The 16,032-nt window shown below is 75.1% G+C and carries 19 protein-coding genes; 6 read left to right on the top strand and 13 right to left on the bottom strand.

From position 1 onward, the window contains the following. The first annotated feature begins 56 nt into the window (after positions 1–56). Together CLV52_RS03960 and CLV52_RS03955 are read left to right on the top strand one after the other, a co-directional pair. Positions 57–1,226: a MalY/PatB family protein gene (locus tag CLV52_RS03960; protein ID WP_133764985.1), complete on the top strand. Its 1,170-nt coding sequence runs from the start codon at positions 57–59 to the stop codon at positions 1,224–1,226. Between the two features lie 98 nt (positions 1,227–1,324). After that, positions 1,325–1,903 carry a flavin reductase family protein gene (locus CLV52_RS03955; protein ID WP_133764984.1) on the top strand — a complete coding sequence of 193 codons (579 nt, stop codon included), beginning with the start codon at positions 1,325–1,327 and terminating at the stop codon, positions 1,901–1,903. A gap of 96 nt (positions 1,904–1,999) precedes the next feature. Here the strand turns inward: CLV52_RS03955 and CLV52_RS03950 are convergent, their stop codons facing one another. Next, on the bottom strand, positions 2,000–2,671 hold the full coding sequence (locus CLV52_RS03950) for a FadR/GntR family transcriptional regulator (protein WP_133764983.1): 672 nt from the start codon (positions 2,669–2,671) through the stop codon (positions 2,000–2,002). Further along, entirely contained in the window at positions 2,668–3,393 is a 726-nt protein-coding gene (locus CLV52_RS03945) for an SDR family oxidoreductase (RefSeq protein WP_133764982.1), read from the bottom strand. Before CLV52_RS03945 ends, CLV52_RS03950 begins: the two co-directional genes overlap by 4 nt. Before the next feature lie 57 nt (positions 3,394–3,450). On the opposite strand from CLV52_RS03945, the gene CLV52_RS03940 reads away from it, so the two are divergent. Next, positions 3,451–4,215, top strand: a complete 765-nt coding sequence (locus CLV52_RS03940; RefSeq protein ID WP_133764981.1) for an SDR family NAD(P)-dependent oxidoreductase — start codon at positions 3,451–3,453, stop codon at positions 4,213–4,215. Positions 4,216–4,234: 19 nt separating this feature from the next. Here CLV52_RS03940 and CLV52_RS03935 read toward each other — a convergent pair whose 3' ends face one another. The 7 genes from CLV52_RS03935 to CLV52_RS03905 form a co-directional block, all read right to left on the bottom strand. Then, positions 4,235–5,011: an ABC transporter ATP-binding protein gene (locus CLV52_RS03935; RefSeq protein ID WP_133764980.1), complete on the bottom strand. Its 777-nt coding sequence runs from the start codon at positions 5,009–5,011 to the stop codon at positions 4,235–4,237. Continuing rightward, positions 5,008–5,796 carry an ABC transporter ATP-binding protein gene (locus CLV52_RS03930; RefSeq protein ID WP_133764979.1) on the bottom strand — a complete coding sequence of 263 codons (789 nt, stop codon included), beginning with the start codon at positions 5,794–5,796 and terminating at the stop codon, positions 5,008–5,010. The genes CLV52_RS03935 and CLV52_RS03930 overlap by 4 nt, the downstream gene beginning before the upstream one ends. Next, positions 5,793–6,644 carry an ABC transporter permease gene (locus tag CLV52_RS03925; protein ID WP_133764978.1) on the bottom strand — a complete coding sequence of 284 codons (852 nt, stop codon included), beginning with the start codon at positions 6,642–6,644 and terminating at the stop codon, positions 5,793–5,795. Before CLV52_RS03925 ends, CLV52_RS03930 begins: the two co-directional genes overlap by 4 nt. Continuing rightward, positions 6,641–7,588 carry an ABC transporter permease gene (locus tag CLV52_RS03920; protein ID WP_133764977.1) on the bottom strand — a complete coding sequence of 316 codons (948 nt, stop codon included), beginning with the start codon at positions 7,586–7,588 and terminating at the stop codon, positions 6,641–6,643. The genes CLV52_RS03925 and CLV52_RS03920 overlap by 4 nt, the downstream gene beginning before the upstream one ends. Before the next feature lie 10 nt (positions 7,589–7,598). Next, entirely contained in the window at positions 7,599–9,098 is a 1,500-nt protein-coding gene (locus tag CLV52_RS03915) for an ABC transporter substrate-binding protein (RefSeq protein ID WP_133764976.1), read from the bottom strand. 37 nt (positions 9,099–9,135) lie between these two features. Continuing rightward, a complete protein-coding gene (locus tag CLV52_RS03910) occupies positions 9,136–10,440 on the bottom strand; it encodes an O-acetylhomoserine aminocarboxypropyltransferase/cysteine synthase family protein (protein WP_133764975.1) in 1,305 nt (434 codons plus the stop codon). A 94-nt stretch (positions 10,441–10,534) separates the two neighbouring features. Next, positions 10,535–11,407 (bottom strand): alpha/beta fold hydrolase, encoded by an 873-nt coding sequence (locus tag CLV52_RS03905; RefSeq protein ID WP_133764974.1) that lies wholly within the window; start codon positions 11,405–11,407, stop codon positions 10,535–10,537. A 50-nt stretch (positions 11,408–11,457) separates the two neighbouring features. Between CLV52_RS03905 and CLV52_RS03900 the strand changes: the two genes are divergently transcribed. Both CLV52_RS03900 and CLV52_RS03895 read left to right on the top strand, forming a co-directional pair. After that, positions 11,458–11,829: a hypothetical protein gene (locus CLV52_RS03900; RefSeq protein WP_246017949.1), complete on the top strand. Its 372-nt coding sequence runs from the start codon at positions 11,458–11,460 to the stop codon at positions 11,827–11,829. A 22-nt stretch (positions 11,830–11,851) separates the two neighbouring features. After that, on the top strand, positions 11,852–12,259 hold the full coding sequence (locus CLV52_RS03895; protein ID WP_246017948.1) for a hypothetical protein: 408 nt from the start codon (positions 11,852–11,854) through the stop codon (positions 12,257–12,259). A gap of 4 nt (positions 12,260–12,263) precedes the next feature. On the opposite strand, the gene CLV52_RS03890 is transcribed toward CLV52_RS03895, so the two are convergent. Then, positions 12,264–13,016 carry an ABC transporter permease gene (locus tag CLV52_RS03890; protein WP_133764973.1) on the bottom strand — a complete coding sequence of 251 codons (753 nt, stop codon included), beginning with the start codon at positions 13,014–13,016 and terminating at the stop codon, positions 12,264–12,266. Positions 13,017–13,123: 107 nt separating this feature from the next. Between CLV52_RS03890 and CLV52_RS03885 the strand changes: the two genes are divergently transcribed. After that, entirely contained in the window at positions 13,124–13,375 is a 252-nt protein-coding gene (locus CLV52_RS03885) for a hypothetical protein (RefSeq protein WP_133764972.1), read from the top strand. Between the two features lie 120 nt (positions 13,376–13,495). Here CLV52_RS03885 and CLV52_RS03880 read toward each other — a convergent pair whose 3' ends face one another. The 3 genes from CLV52_RS03880 to CLV52_RS03870 all read right to left on the bottom strand — a co-directional run bounded on the left by CLV52_RS03880 (position 13,496) and on the right by CLV52_RS03870 (position 15,959). Then, on the bottom strand, positions 13,496–13,744 hold the full coding sequence (locus tag CLV52_RS03880; RefSeq protein WP_133764971.1) for a hypothetical protein: 249 nt from the start codon (positions 13,742–13,744) through the stop codon (positions 13,496–13,498). Then, on the bottom strand, positions 13,711–14,697 hold the full coding sequence (locus CLV52_RS03875; RefSeq protein ID WP_133764970.1) for a hypothetical protein: 987 nt from the start codon (positions 14,695–14,697) through the stop codon (positions 13,711–13,713). Before CLV52_RS03875 ends, CLV52_RS03880 begins: the two co-directional genes overlap by 34 nt. Positions 14,698–14,765: 68 nt before the next feature. Continuing rightward, positions 14,766–15,959: a DUF6716 putative glycosyltransferase gene (locus tag CLV52_RS03870; protein WP_133764969.1), complete on the bottom strand. Its 1,194-nt coding sequence runs from the start codon at positions 15,957–15,959 to the stop codon at positions 14,766–14,768. Positions 15,960–16,032 lie beyond the last annotated feature (73 nt).

The following is a 16,032-nucleotide window of genomic DNA, read 5'->3' as shown; positions in this document are numbered from 1 at the left end:
GCCCGAACCGCCGGCGCGGAGTTGGATGGCGCCCACGACCGATCGGGAGGGCAGCGATGACGCTCGACTTCGACGCCCTCAGCCGCGAGCAGCTCAGCCGTCCGACGAGCCGCAAGTGGAGCCTCCACCCCGGCTCGATCGGCGCGTGGGTCGCCGAGATGGACTTCGGTACGGCGCCCGTCGTGCAGCGGGCGATCGAGGCGGGCGTCCGCGACCAGCTGTTCGGCTACCTGACCCCGGCGCTCGCCCGCGACGCGGCCGAGGCGACGAGCGACTGGTGCGCCGCCGAGTACGGCTGGCGCCCGGACCCGCGGCGGGTCCACGCGGTGACGGACGTGCTCTCGGCGCTCGAGATCGCCGTCCGCCAGTTCTCGCGCCCCGAGTCGGCGATCATCGTGCCGACGCCCGCCTACATGCCGTTCCTCACCCTCCCGCGGACGCTCGGGCGACGGCTGCTGCAGGTGCCGGGCGAGGTCGTGGACGGCCGCTGGGTGCTGGACCTCGAGCGCCTGGACGAGGCGTTCGCCTCCGGCGGCGGCGTGCTCGTGCTCTGCAACCCGCACAACCCGACCGGCCGCGTCTTCGACCGCGCCGAGCTGGAGCGGATCGCAGACGTCGTCGAGCGGCACGGCGGCCTCGTCTTCGCCGACGAGATCCACGCGCCGATCGTGTTCGAGGGCGCGCACGTGCCCTACGCGAGCCTCTCCGCCGCGACCGCCGCGCACACGATCACGGCGACGAGCGCGTCGAAGGCGTGGAACGTGCCGGGCCTGAAGGCGGCGCAGCTGATCCTGTCGTCGGAGGCGCACGAGCAGCGGTTCCAGGCGGACGGGATGGGGCACCTCGCGGAGCCGTCGACGCTCGGGGTCGTCGCCGCGACGGCCGCCTATCGGCACGGCCGCGACTGGCTCGTCGACGTGCGCGCGTACCTGGACCGGAACCGGCTGCTGCTCGCCGACCTCCTCGCGGATGCGCTGCCCGAGGTCGGGTTCGCACCGCCGGAGGGCACCTACCTCGGCTGGCTCGACTGCGCGGCGCTCGCGCTGCCGGAGGCGCCCGAGCGCTGGTTCCGCGAGCGCGCCGGCGTCGCCCTCACCGCCGGCGCGCTCTGCGGCCGCGGGTTCGAGCAGCACGTCCGGATCGTCTTCGCGACGCCGGCGCCGATCCTCGCGGAGATCGTCCACGCGCTGGCCTCGTCCGTCGCGGAGCGCCGCGTCCTGGTCTGAACGGCGCCTCTGCGACGCCGCGTTGCGGAATGGGTTTGCTCGTCCGGGCGTTCGGGGTGATCGTGGAGGTCCGATCGGGCCACGCACGGGGAGCAGCCATGAGCAACGACATCGCGGACGCGGCACGCCTCGCCGCGCTCCGGACCGACCAGGACGAGCCGGCCGCGCTGGACGGCGGCCTCTCCCCCGAGGACTTCAAGCTCGCGTTCCGCAACCACGCCGCCGGCGTCGCGCTGATCACCGCCGACGCAGGTGACGGCCCGGTCGCGCTCACCGCGACGTCCGTGTTCTCCGTGAGCGCCGAGCCGCCGCTGCTCATCTTCTCGATCTCCTCCGCGTCGTCGTCCGCGCCGACGATCCGGAAGGCGGAGACGCTGATCGTGCACCTGCTCGGCGCGGACCAGCTCGACCTCGCGAAGCTCGGCGCGACGAGCGGGATCGACCGCTTCGCCGACCGCTCGATCTGGGATCGGCTCATCACCGGCGAGCCGTACTTCCCGGCGGCGCACGCCTGGATCCGCGGGCGGGTGATCAACCGGATGGAGGCCGGCACCTCGACGGTCATCGCGGTGCACGCCCTGCAGGCGAAGCTGCCGGAGGACGCCGGCGACGCCGCGCCCCTCGTCTACCACAACCGCCGCTACCACTCCCTCGGCGACCACAGCGCCCTGAGCTGACCCGTCCGGCATCGTTCACGGATACGGAGATCCGGTCCGACGATCGGCGGCGGCGCGGCGCAGTCCGCGCAGGATCTCCGTATCCGTGAACGCTCGTCAGCCGACGGCGCGGTCGACGATGGCGCGCATCGCGGTCCGCGCGCGCTCCGGGGCGCACGCCGCGACCGCGGCGGCGACCTCCGCGTGGAGGGCGACGTCCTCCGCCGATGCGACACGGCCGTGGAGCGCGACGAGCGCCCGGTCCTCGAGCGCCGCGTCGACGAGCGCCCCGAGCCCGCGCAGCATCGCGTTGCCGGACGCGTCGAGCAGGACGTGGTAAAACCCCGTGTCCGCCGCGAGGAACGCCGACCCGTCCGCGGTGCTGCGGGCCGCGTCGAGCACGGCCGCCGCGCGGACCAGGTCGCCCGCCGGCGCACCGGCCGCCGCGGCGAGCGCCGCCGCCTCCGGCTCGACCGCGGCCCGCAGCTCCCGCAGCTCCCGGAGCTGCTGCTCGCGGTCGCCGACCCGCAGCCGCCACCGCACCACGCGGCGGTCGAGCAGGTCCCAGGACTCCCGAGGCAGGACGCGCAGTCCGATCCTCGGCGACGCGCTGAGGAGGCCGGCGGCGACGAGCTCCCGCGTCACCTCGCGGACGATCGTCCGGGACACCCCGGTCTCCGCGACCAGGGCGTCGACGGTCGCGATGCGGCCGGCGGCCCAGGAACCGGACACGATCGCCGCGCCGACGCGCTCGAGCACCAGGCCGTACGCGGAGCCGCCCGAGGTCATCGCTGGGCGACCGGCGAGATCACGAGCTCGTCGATGCGGACGTGCGGCGGGGCGTCGAGCACGTGGAGGACGCTGCGGGCGACGTCGTCCGGCGTGAGCATGACCGCGCGGGCGTCCGCGTCCGGGACCACCGGCCGCTGCGCGAGGAAGTCGGTGTCCACGTCGCCGGGGCAGAGGTGCGTGGCGCGGACGCCGTGGGCGCCCTCCTGCGCGTTCAGCGTGCGGCAGAGCGGGCCGAGCGCCGTCTTGCTCGCGCTGTAGGCGACGCCCGAGCCCGCCGAGAACGTCCAGGCGGCGTAGGAGGACACCACGACGACCGTGCCGCCGCGCTCCCGCAGCGCGGGCAGCGCGGCGTCGACGACCCGGGCGACGCCGGTGAGGTTCGTCGCGACGACCGCCTCGAAGCCCGCCATCGACTGGTCGTCCCAGCGCCGCCGGGGCTCGTTCAGCCCGGCCGCGACGACGACCTCGTCGATGCGCCCCCACGCGCCGAGCACCGCTGCGGCCGCCTCGCCCGCCCAGGCCGGGTCGGTCGTGTCGCCGGGGACGGCGAGCGCCCGGCCGCCGGCGGCCTCGATCGTCGCCCGGACCTCCGCGAGCCGGTCGGCGCGCCGGCCGCTCAGCGCCACCGCCCGGCCGCTCCGCGCCGCGGCGAGCGCGGCCGCCCGGCCCATCCCGCTGCCCGCGCCCGTCACCCACGTCACCCGGTCCTGCGCCGCCATGCCGCCTCCGCTCCTCCGAAGTCCTCAGTATTACTATTCGGCGCCAGGAGGTGCGGCATGGAGCTCGATCTGCACGACAGGGTGGTCGTGGTCACCGGCGGTGCGCGGGGCATCGGCGCGGGGATCGCGAACCGGATGGTCGCCGAGCGCGCGCGGGCCGTCGTGCTCGACCTCGACTTCCCGGACGGCGTGCCGGACGACCGGGTCGGCATCGCGTGCGACGTCACGGACGCGGCCTCCGTGCAGGGCGCGATCGCGGAGGCCGTCGACCGGTTCGGCACCGTCGACGTCCTGATCAACAACGCGGGGATCCTCGTCGAGGGCGCGGTCGCGGACCTCGACCCGGCGCGGTTCAAGGCGTGCATGGACGTGAACGTCGGCGGCGTCTTCCTCGCGTCGCAGGCGGTGATCCCGGTCATGCAGCGCGCCGGCCGCGGACGGATCATCAACGCGGCCTCCTTCGCGGCGATCGTCCCGAGCGTCGGGAGCGCGGCCTACGCCGCGTCGAAGGCCGCGGTCGTGCAGTTCACGCGCGTGCTCGCGAGCGAGCTCGGCCCGTGGGGCATCACCGTCAACGCGTACGCGCCCGGCATGGTGCCGACGACGCTGAACGGCTTCGCGACGATGCCGCAGGCGGCGCAGGACCGGCTGCTCGACACGCTCTCGCTGCGGCGCTGGGAGACGCCGGACGACATCGCGGATCTGCTCGTCTTCCTCGCGAGCGACGCGGCCGGCTACATCACCGGCACGCTGATCGACGTGAGCGGCGGCAAGCTGGCGACGCAGATCCCCGCGAAGGCCTACGAGGCCGCGGGACGCTGACCGAGCACGGTCCAGGACCTCAGGGCAGCCGCGGCACCGCGGCGATCAGCTCCCGCGTGTACGGATGCTGCGGGTCGCGCAGCACACGCTCCGCCGACCCCTGCTCGACGATCCGCCCCTCCCGCATCACGACGAGGCGGTCGGCGACGTGCTGCACGAGCCCCAGGTCGTGCGAGACCAGGAGGACGGTGAGGTCGAACTCGCGCCGCAGGCGCGCGAGCAGCTTCAGCAGCTGCGCGCGGACGGTGACGTCGAGCGCGCTCATCGGCTCGTCGCCGACGAGCAGGCGCGGCCGGTGCACGATCGCCCGCGCGAAGGCGACGCGCTGCCGCTGACCGCCCGAGAGCTCGTGCGGGTAGCGGGCGGCGAGCGCCGCGTCGAGCCGCACGTCCTCGAGCGCCGCGGTGATCATCGCGCGGTGGTCGCCGGGGATGCGGAGCGCCCGTAACGGCTCACCCACGATCCGGGCGACGGTCATGCGCGGGTCGAGGGACGAGTACGGGTCCTGGAACACCATGCCCGTGTCCCGCCGCAGCGGCCGGAGCGCCCGGTCGGACCCGCTGACGGTGCGGCCGTCGAACGTCACCGTGCCCGCCGTCGGGACGTCGAGGCCGATGAGGAGCCGCGCGAGCGTCGACTTGCCCGAGCCGGACTCGCCGATCACCGCGACGGTCTCGCCCTGCTCGACGTCGAGGTCGACGCCGCGCAGCGCGTGCCGCACGACCGGCGCCTCGAAGAGGGTCCTGCGCGGCAGGCGGTGGTCGCGGGTGAGGCCGCGGGCGCTCAGGAGGCTCACGAGCCCTCCCCCGCGCCGAAGCTCGTCGCGCGCGCGGCGGCGACGAGGGCCGCGGTCACCGGGTGCTGCGGCGCGGCCAGGACCTGCGCGACCGGCCCGCGCTCGACGGCGCGACCCTCCGAGAGCACGAGCACCTCGCGGGTGATGCCCGCCAGGACGGCGAGGTCGTGCGTCACGAACACGAGCGAGGCGCCCGCGTCGGCCACCAGCCGGTCGAAGAGGCCGAGAACCTCCGCCTGCGTCGTCACGTCGAGCGCGGTCGTCGGCTCGTCCGCGAGGAGCAGCCCGGGCGACAGCGCCAGAGCGATGCCGATCGCGACCCGCTGCCGCTGGCCGCCGGAGAGCTGGTGCGGGTACGCGTCGACGACGCGCCCGGGATCGGGCAGGCGGACGAGCCCCGCGAGCCGGACTGCCTCCGCTCGAGTCGCGGTGCGCGTCAGCCGGCCGCGGAGCCGCAGCGGCTCGGCGAGCTGCCGGCCGATGGTGCGGAGCGGGTTCAGGGCGGTCTGCGGGTCCTGGAAGACCGTGCCGATCCGGGACCCGCGGACGCGCGCGAGCCGCCGCTCGGGCGCGCCGAGCAGCTCGACCCCGTCGAGCAGGACGCTCCCCGTCGCGTCCGCGCCGTCGGGCAGCAGGCCGAGGATCGCGAGCACGGTCAGGGACTTCCCGCTCCCCGAGCCGCCGATGAGGCCGAAGCGGCCGCCGTCGGGCACCGTGAAGGAGACGTCGTCGACGACGGTCCGGTCGCCGATCCGGATCGTGAGCCCGCGGACCTCGAGCGTCACCGCGCGATCCTCCGCCGGGATCGGAGGCGCGGGTCGGTGGCCTCCCGCAGTGCGTCGCCGAACAGGTTGAACGCGAGGACGCTGAGGGTGATCGCGAGCCCGGGCCACACGACCGTCAGCGGATGGACGGTCACGTAGTCCTGGAGGTCGCTGAGCAGTCGACCCCACGACGGCCTCGACGGGGGCGCGCCATAGCCGAGGAACGACAGCCCCGCCTCGCTGAGCACGGCGACGCCGGCGCTCAGCGAGAGCTGCACGATGAACACCGGCGCGATGTTCGGCAGCACGTGGTCGAGGAGGGTGCGGACCGGCCCGAGGCCCGACGCCCGCGCCGCGAGCACGTAGCCGGCGCGCGCGACGCGGCGGATCTCCCCTCGGCTGACGCGCGCGATGTTGACGCCGAAGCCGATGCCGACCGCCGCGATCACGGTCCCGAGGGACGACCCGAGCACGGCGCTGAGCATGATCGCGATCAGCAGGACGGGGAAGGCGATGAGCACGTCGATGAGCACCGCGAGCGGCTCCCGCACCCAGCGCGGACCGAGCGCCGCGATGGCGGCGAGGACGAGGCCGACGAGCGCGGCGACGACGGATGAGAGCGCCGCGACGAGCACGGTCGTCCGGGTCGCGGCGAGCACGTAGCTGAGGATGTCGCGGCCGACGCCGTCCGTGCCGAACGGGTGCGCGGCGCTCGGGCCGAGCCACCGCTGGAACGGATCGGCGGCGAACGGGTCGCGCGGGGTCCAGAACACGGAGACGATCGCCGCGGCGACGAGCAGCGCGATGACGACGGCGCCGAAGACGCCGGCGGGTCGACGGAGGACCTCCCGCGCCCAGCCGGGGATCACGCGCGCTCCCGGAGGCGCGGATCGAGCAGCCGGTGGAGGACGTCCACCACGGCGCCGACGACGAGGACGAGCCCCGTCAGCACGAGCAGCTCGCTCTGCACCTTGACGAGGTCGCGGTTCGCGACGTCGGTCACGAGCATCCGCCCGACGCCCGGCAGCTGGAAGAGGGACTCGACGACGACGGCCCCGACGAGCAGGGCGGCGATCTCCAGCCCGATCACCGCGATCACGGACAGCAGCACGCCGGGCAGCCCGTGGGTCAGGAGCGCGCGCGTGCGGGTCATCCCCTTCGCGGCCGCGGTGCGCACGTGGTCCTGGCCGAGCGCCTCGAGCGTCGCCGACCGCGTGAAGCGGAGGACGACGGCGCCCTCGACGATCCCGATCGTCAGCGCCGGGAGGACCAGCGAGGCGAGCGCCCTGCCCGGCTCCTGCCAGCCGTCCAGGGGGAAGCCCTGCACGGGCAGCAGCCGCAGCCATGCCCCGAGCAGCAGCACGAGGAGCACGCCGGCGAAGACGACCGGCACCGCGGCGATCGCCTGCGCCGCCGCGGCGATGAGGAACCCGCCCGCGCGCCGGTACAGGACGGCCGAGAGCACGCCGAGCGGGATCCCGAGCAGCCCGATGAGCAGCGACAGCCCGGCGAGCGGCAGCGTGACGGCCAGCTTGGCGCCGAGCTCGACGGCCACCGGCGTGCCCGTGACGAGTGAGCGTCCGAGGTCGCCGCGGAGGACGCCGCCGATCCAGTCGAGGAACTGCAGCGGGATCGGCTCGTCGAGCCCCAGCTCCGTGCGGATCCGGGCGACCTGCTCCGGGCTCGCCCGCGTGCCGCCGATGACCTGCGCGACGTCGCCCGGCAGCACCCGGAGCGTCAGGAAGATCAGCGCCGCGGCGACGAGCAGCCCGACGACCAGCAGGACCAGTCGGGTCGCGACGAAGCGGAGCACGGCCCCGGGGTCAGTTCGTCACGGCGAGGTCGGCGAGGTTCAGCCGGTTGCTGGTGAAGTCGGTCGGGAAGCCGTGCACGGTCGTGCGGATCGCGGTCTGGTTGATCGCCGTGTAGAGCCAGGCGGCGGGCGCGTGCTCCGCGACGATGCGCGCCGCCTGCGCGAGCTTCGCGTCCGCCTCCGACGCGGTCAGCGCCGTCCTCGCCTGAGCGGCGAGCCGGTCCACCTGCGGGTCGCTGTAGTTGAAGTAGTAGCCCGGGGTCGTCCAGTTCGCGAAGTCGTGCGCCTCCGCGTGGTCGACGAAGCTCAGCTCGTAGTCCTTGTTCGTGTAGACCTTCGTGAGCCAGGTGGTGAAGTCGACGCTGCTCACCTTCAGCGTGATGCCGACCGCCTTGAACTCGCTCGTCAGCACGTCGGAGACGGTCGTGCCGTAGACGGTCGGCACCGTGAGCGTGAGGGTCGTCCCCGTGAGGCCGGCGGCGGCGATCGCCGCCTTCGCCGCGGCGGGGTCGTACGGGTCGATCGACGTGAGGTCCCGGTACCCGGGGTCGCCCTTCGGGATCGGGCCGCCCTGCGCGACGCCGTCCCCGCCGACGGCCGCGATGATCGCCTTCGGGTCGATCGCCTGCCGGAGCGCCTTCCGGACCGCGAGGGACGTCAGCGGCCCCTCCTTCTCGTTGAACACGAGGGTGTACTTGTCGGTCGAGGCGCCCTGCTCGAGGCGGAAGTCCTGGTTCCCCTCGAACTTCGCCTTCAGCGTCGGGTCGACGGTGGTGAGCACCTCGAGGTCGCCGTTCAGGGCCGCGTTCACCGCGGTCGAGCGGTCGGAGAAGTAGTGGAGGACGACGGAGGCGACCTTCGCCTTCGTCCCCCAGTACGTCGTGTTCCGGACGAGGGTGATGCTGTCGCCCTGCTTCCACGACGTGAGGAGGTAGGGACCGCTGCCGATCGCGGTCGTCTTCAGGTCGTTCTTCGCCTGCTCGTCGAGGACGAGCCCGGCCCGACCCGCGAGCGCGTAGAGCAGCTCCGAGTCCGGCTTCGTCAGCGTCAGGCGCACGGTCGAGTCCGTCGGGGCGGTGATCGTCCGCACGGCGGTGAGGTCGGCGTTCCCGACGTCGGTCTTCGTCCGGCGCACCTGCTCGAGCGACCACACGACGTCCGCGGCGTCGAGCGCGTGGCCGTTGCTGAACCGCGCGCCGTCGTGCAGCGTGAAGTCGTAGGTGAGCCCGTCGGCCGAGACGGTGTGGTTCTTCGCCAGCACGTCGTGGATGCGGCCGCTCGTGTCGAGCCCGACGAGCCCCTGGTACACGTTGTCGATGAGGACCTGGTCGAGCGCGACGCCGGAGGTGGTGCGCACGTTCAGGTCGGTCGGCTCGAGGTAGAGGCCGACGTCGACGGTCGCCCCCGTGTCGGCCCCCTTCGTGGCCGAGGCGCCGGGCGAGCACGCTGCGAGCGCCAGCGCGGTCGCGGCCGCGAGCGCGGCGACGAGCATCGGCCTGAGGGTTCGCATCCCGACATTCTCCTGTTCGGCGGAAGTGGCGGACGCGTCAACCGCCGAGGGCCGCCGCGAATGCCCGGTCGAGGTCGGCGACGAGATCGGCCGCGTCCTCGATGCCGATGGAGAGCCGGATCAGCCCCGGCCCGATGCCCGCCGCGAGCCGCTGCTCCGGCGACTGCCCGGAGTTCGTCGTCGAGGCCGGGTGGATCACGAGGCTCCGCACGTCGCCGACGTTCGCGAGGTGGCTGAAGAGGCGGACCGCGTCGACGAACCGGCGTCCGGCGTCGAGGCCGCCGGCGATGTCGAACGACACGATCGCGCCGCCGCCGCGCGGCAGGAGGCGCTGCGCGGTCGCCGACCACGGCGTGCCGGGCAGCGTCGGGAAGTGCACGCGCTCGACCTGCGGGTGCGCGAGCAGGTGCTGCACCACCGCCTCGGCGTTCGCGACGTGCTGCCGCATCCGCAGGCTCAGCGTTTCGAGCCCCTGGATCAGCAGGAAGCTGTTGAAGGGGCTCGGCGCCGGCCCGTAGTCGCGGAGGACCGTGCTCCGCAGCCGGCGGCTGTACGCCTGCCGCTGCGGTGAGAACCGCGCCCAGTAGCCCTCCGACCCGTGCCCGGCGTCGGGCTTGTGGAAGCCGGGCCACCGCTCCGGCTCGGCGCCGAAGTCGAACGTGGCGCCGTCGACGACCACCCCGCCGATGACGGTGCCGTGCCCGGACAGAAACTTCGTCGTCGAGTGCACGACGACGTCCGCGCCGTGCTCGAGCGGCCGGAGCAGGTACGGCGTCGCGAGCGTGTTGTCGACGATGAAGGGGACCCGGGCGTCCTCGTGGGCGATGCGGGCGATCGCCTCCAGATCGGCGACCGCGCCGATCGGGTTGCCGATGCTCTCGGCGAAGAACGCGCGGGTGGTGGGGCGGATCGCCGCGCGCCACGCGTCGTGGTCGTCGACCGGCACCACCGTGAGGCCGATGCCGATCTCCGCGAAGCGCTGCCCGAGCAGGTTGGACGTGCCGCCGTAGATCTGCCCGGCCATGACGACGTGGTCGCCGCTGCGGAGCAGGTTGAGGAGGGAGAGCGCGGTGGCGGACTGCCCGCTGGCGGTGGCGACGGCGACGACGCCGCCCTCGAGTCGGGCGATGCGCCGCTCCGCGACGGCGGTGGTCGGGTTGGACATCCGCGTGTAGCCGTAGCCCTCGAGATCGTCCAGCAGGAACGACGCCGCCGCCTGCTCGGCGCTCTCGTACACGAAGCTCGACGTCGCGAAGATCGGCGTCGCCCGGGCCCCGGTGCCGGGATCGGGCGTCGCCCCGGCGTGCACCTGCGCGGTGTCGAAGCCCCAGTCGTCGCTCATCCGGCCGACGGTACCGACGGGAGCGCCGCGCGGACCCCCCGGGACGTAACAGAGCGACCCGCTGCTCGGGTCTCCCCGGGGCGACCGGCGTGGCTCAGCCCAGCACGCCGCGGATCGCCGCCGCGAGACCGGCCGGATCCTGCTCCTGCACGTTGTGGCCGGTGTCGAGCTCGACGACCGCCGCGCGCGGCACGCGCTCCCGGAACTCGGCGACGACGTCGTCGGGCAGGTAGCCGTGCGCCGCACGGACGAGCAGCACCGGCACCTCGGTGGCCGTCAGGCCGGTCCACGGCGTCGTGACGTCCGGCAGCCCGGGCGCCGCCTTCGGCGGGTAGGCGAGATGATGCTTCCACACCACCTTCCCGTCGTCGCGGACGCGGGTGTTGTGGGCGACGCCGCGGGTGATCCTGGCGCGGTCGGCACCGATGCCGGCGGCGATCGCGTTCGCGACGATCTGCTCGCGGGAGTCGAAGACCTGCTCCCCCGCGAGGAAGTCGGTCACCTGCTTCGCGTCGCCGACGCGGAGGCCGGGACTCGCGTCGACGATCACCAGGGCGGCGACGAGGTCGGGGCGGTCGGCGGCGAGCGCGATCGCGGTGAGCCCGCCGAGGGACTGCCCGACGACGACCTGCGGCCCGGTGCCGAGGGCGTCGAGCAGCGCGGCGACGGCCGTCGCGTTCGTGGCCGGCCGGTAGTCGAAGTCGTCGCGCCACGCGGAGTCCCCGTGTCCCGGCAGGTCGACGGCCAGCGCGTCCTCATGCAGGGCCAGCAGGGTCGCGTCCCAGGTGTGCGCGTTCAGCCCGGCGCCGTGCAGCAGGGTCACTCCGGGACGGGCGCCCCAGCGCAGCGCGCTCACGAGTCGGCCGTCGACCTCGGTCCCCACGCGCTGCACCGTCGGCAGCGGCCCGGCGACGCCGAGGTCGGCGGCATCGGCGGCGAGGGAGTCGGTCTCGGTCGGGTCGCTCACCCTCCGATCCTCCTCCCCGGTGGTCGGACGCCCGACCTAGGGTGCGCTGCATGACGAGCAGGCACATCAGCGCGGTGATCCGAGCGCCGCGCGACCGGGTCGTCGCGATCGCCCGCGACCCCGCCCTGCTGCCCCAGTGGGCGGGCGGCCTCGCGCAGGGCGAGGTGGCGCAGGAGGGCGAGGGCGTGTTCGCCGTCGACTCCCCCATGGGCCGGGTGCGGGTCGTCTTCACCCCGCCGAACGACCACGGCGTCCTCGACCACGACGTGACCCTGCCCGACGGGTCCGTGACCCGGAACCCGTTCCGCGTCCTCGAGCACCCGACGGCGCCGAGGCGGTGTTCACGCTCCGGCGGGGCGACGCCGCCGACGCGGACTTCGAGCGCGACGCGGCCGCCGTGGCCGCCGACCTGGCGCGCCTGAAGGCGCTCGCGGAGGGCTGACCGTGGTCCGCCTGCGGCGCGTCGGCAACCTGCTGAACCTCTCGACGCCGCTCGGCGTGCTGCTCGCGACGGCCGGGCGGGCCCGGATCCGCGGCGGCCCGCACGGGCTGCTGCTGGCGGAGGGGTGCCGGCTCCCGTTCCCCGATGCGGGCGCGATGACGATCGGCGACGTCGTGCTGACGACCGGTCGCTTCGGCGACCTCGTCGGCCGGTTCCCCCGCGTGCTCGACCACGAGGCGCGGCACGCCGACCAGTGGCTGCGCTGGGGCGGCCTCCCCTTCCTTCCGGCCTACCTGTTCTGCGCCGGCTGGTCCTTGCTCCGCACGGGCGATCGCGCCGTCGGCAACCGGTTCGAGCGGGCCGCGGGCCTCGCGGACGGCGGCTACCCGGACCCGCCTCCGCGGCGCTGAGCGGTCAGGACCGCACCGGCCGCTGCTCGATCGCGCCGAGCAGCCGGACCACGATCGTGGCGGCGAGCGCGCCGGCCGCCACGATCGCGGCGAGCACGACGATCTGGAACCGGCCCGCCTCGAACGGCGGGAGTCCGCCGAAGATGGCGCCGACGAACGCGCCGGGCAGCGTGACGAGCCCGGTGGTCCGCGTCTGGTCCACCGAGGGCACGAGCGCCGTGTGCACGGCGCCGCGGGCGAGCGACCGCGTCGCCTCGATCGGCCGCGCGCCGAGCGCGAGCCAGCCCTCGACCTCGTCCCAGTGCTCGTCCGCCGCCTCGAGGAACCGGCGGGCGCTCAGCGTCGTGATCGCCATGGCGTTGCCGACGACGATGCCGCCGATCGCGAGGAGGTAGCGCGGCGTCGGCGCGAGCGCCCCGCTGGCGAACACGGCGGCGAGGGCGACCACCGTGCCGCCGACGATCGCCGTCGCGACGGCTCCGAGGTGAGCGCGCGTCAGGCCGAGCCGACGGACGGAGGTGCCGATCGCGACGCCGAGCATGACGAGCAGGGCGAGCCCCACCCACCACGGGCTCGTGATGACGCCCGTGAGGATCACGGCGATGACCGACAGCTGCACGGCCGCGCGCAGCACCGCGAGCGTGGGTCCGAAGCGCTCCCGCACGCCCGCGACCGTCAGCACCGCCGCCGAGACGCCGCAGAGCAGCAGCACGCCGACGAGGGTCGGGAGGATCTCGCCGACCGCCGCGCTCGTCATGGGCCAATCCTGGCCCCGGGCCGAGCGCTCCATCGAACCCGCCCTGAACCGACGGCCCGACCGCGCCGACCGGCATGTCGCCGCGGCCGCCCGGCTACCATCGCGGCGTGGCTGGGAGGCATGCGAAGCGCGAGGCGCCGGAACCGGGCGATGAGGTCGTCGTGGAGTTCGTCGACGCGCCCGCACCGGACACGCGGGAGATCATGATCATCCCGTCCGCCGGGCTGCCGCTGCGGCTCGAGCGGGAGGGCGTCGAGTACGCGCTGACCGAAGGCCACCTCGGCGACCCGGTGCGCTACGACTACTCGAGCGCCGCGGCCGAGGAGGCCCGGCCCGCCCGGCGACGCCGTCGCGGCTGACCCCACCGGCCTCCCCGATCCGCACTTCCTCCGCGGATCCGCACTGCTGATGCGACTCGCCGGCACAGCGGCCGCGCCCTGCGGCGTGTCGGCCGAGAACTGCGGATCCGCGAGGTCGGGTCAGCGGCGGACGGGCGTCGGGATCGGCGTCGCGAACGCGACCGCGCGGGCGACGAGCCAGAGGTCCGCCTCCTCCGCCTCGGCGCCGGACGCCGCGATCGCGGCGTTCAGCAGCAGGTAGGAGAGCTCGACCTGCTCGTTGCCCCAGGCCCGCAGCACGACGTCGTCGACGACGACCCCGTACGCCGCGGTGAGGTGCTCGTCGACGGCGCGGATCAGGCCGCGCTCGTCCTCCGCGTCGTCGGCCATGCGGGCAAGCGTACGGCGGCGGGTCGCTCGTCGGCCGCCTCCCGTTCGGCGCGCGGCCATCCGCGGTTCACCCGATCGCCGCCGAGCCGCTCGGCCCACGCGGACTCGGAGGAGCGCTCGAGCGCGCCCGCGCGGGCGCGGCGCTGCAGGGCGGACCACGCGAGGGCGAGGCGGAGGCGCGGCAGCGCCCGACGCTCCTCCCCCAGCCCGGCGAGGAGCTCGCGGACGGCGGACCGGCGCTCGCGCAGCGCGGCGGGACGGAGCAGGAGCCGGAGGTCGCCGGCGATGCCGTCGCGCAGCGCGGCGACCGCGCCGCCGGTGCCGTGCAGCAGCGCGAGGAGCAGCCGATCGGTCTCGCGGTCGGTCGGCACCGGCCCGGCCGCGTCGAGCGCCGCCCACCGGAACCCGGCCGTCTCGGCCCGGAGGACGAGGTCGGCGAGTGCGACCTCGCCCGCCTCGGGCAGGGCCGCGCCGACCGCGCGGACCGCCTCCAGCGGCAGCAGCGCGCCCCACCAGGAGACCGGGCCCGCGGCCGCGGCGCGCGGGTCGCGCAGGCCGATCACCGCGGTGGCAGCCGAGCGCCGCGCGATGGCGGTGACGAGCGCGGCGGGGTCCAGGAGGGCGGCGTCGTCGAGCAGGAGGACGTCGCTCGCGACCTCGTCGAGTGCGGCGAGCACGCCGAGCGACAGCGCCTCCGGGGCGGGCACGGCGGGGCGCCGGACGAGGTGCAGCAGCCCCGCGGGCAGCCGGACGGCCTCCCGCAGCAGCGTGGAGGACGGAGTCGCGGCCGTGTCGACCACGACGATCCGGCGCAGCAGCCCGAGCAGCTCGGGCTCGGCGGCGACGGCGCGCAGCGCGGCGCGGAGTCGCTCCTGACCGGTCGCCCGCACCGCGAGCACGACGCCGTCCTCGGTGCCGGGCGGGGTCGGACGACGGACGGCGGCGGGCGGCATGGTCCGCGCGAAACTACGCAGCGCGGGCGTCCGTCGGGGAAGCGCCCGGTGAAGCGTCGGTGAACGGGTCAGGACTCGACGAGCCGGAGCGCCCGCCGCAGGGCGCCGGCGGCGACGCGGCGCGGGGTGTACCGACTGCTCGCCGCGGTGCGGGCGGCGACGGCGACGTCGGTCGCCCGCCGGCCGGTGTGGAAGGCGGAGTCCCAGAGCCGCTGGTGCACGCGAGGGACGTCGCCCGCGGCGACCGCGAGCAGGCGGGCCGCGAACCGCTCGGCCGGCGACGGCCCCTCCGCCGCCGGGAAGACGTCGTCGAGCCAGGCCGCGTGCGGCTCGCCGAGACGGTCGTCGTCGATCTCGTCGAACCGGCGGAGCAGGCCCGAGGGCAGGAGCCGCGGGTTCAGCGCGGCGTCGTTCACCCACTCCGCGACGAACGCGACGCGCGTCCCCGCGGCGAGCGCCTCCAGCGCGGCGGTCGACGAGACGGTGAGCAGGAGGTCGCTCGCCGCGATCAGGCCGCCGATCGGCGCGTGCTCGACGGCGAGGTTCGACGGCAGCACCCTGCTGGCCGCCCACGCGTCCGGCGAGTGGTCCATGCGGTGGAACGTGTCCTCGCCGGGTCGGTGCCGCGGCCGGAGCAGCACGCGGCGGTCGGGATGCCGCTCCGCGTAGGCGGCGAGCCGGTCCCACAGATAGGCGCGGTCGGCGGCGCTCCGCGGGACGGTGGGCTGATCCGCGAAGAGCACCGTGCGGATCGGGCCGCGCCGGACCGGCTCCGGCCGGGCGGGCAGCAGCGCGAGCCCGGCGAGCAGGAGGTTGTCGTCCGGCAGGCCGAGGCCGTCCGCCGCGGCCGCGAACGCCGTCAGGTCGGTCCTCGAGTTCACGGCGAGGACGTCGGCGAGCGAGCGGGACAGGTAGCCGGCGACGACGTCGTAGAGGACCATGCCGACGTAGCCGGAACCGATCACCGGCATCCGGTCCCCCGCGACGGCGTGGACCTCGCGGACGAACCGCTCGACCGTCGGCCCCTCGAACACCGGCACGACGACGTCGGCCTCCGCCGCCGCGGCGACGAGGTCCGCCCACGGCTCGAACCGGACCGGTCGGGCCGTCGCCGCCGCCACCTGCTCCGCGCCGAGGAGGCGCGGCACCACGGTCGTGGGCACGCGGAGGTCCGGCTCCGCCCCGAGCGCGGCGACCGCCTCGGCCACCCGGCCCGCGTACTTGAGGCCGGAATCGAAGCTCGACAGCAGCAGGACACGCATCGGCCACCTCCTCTTCCCCGTCGGCGGCGCAGAGTAGGGGAAGCCGGTTACCGGCCGTGGTTACCATCCGCCG

The organism is Amnibacterium kyonggiense (assembly GCF_004364555.1).
Taxonomy (GTDB): domain Bacteria; phylum Actinomycetota; class Actinomycetes; order Actinomycetales; family Microbacteriaceae; genus Amnibacterium; species Amnibacterium kyonggiense.
The sequence above is the reverse complement of the archived record's forward strand: the minus strand, read 5'-3'. Positions and strand labels throughout refer to the sequence as shown.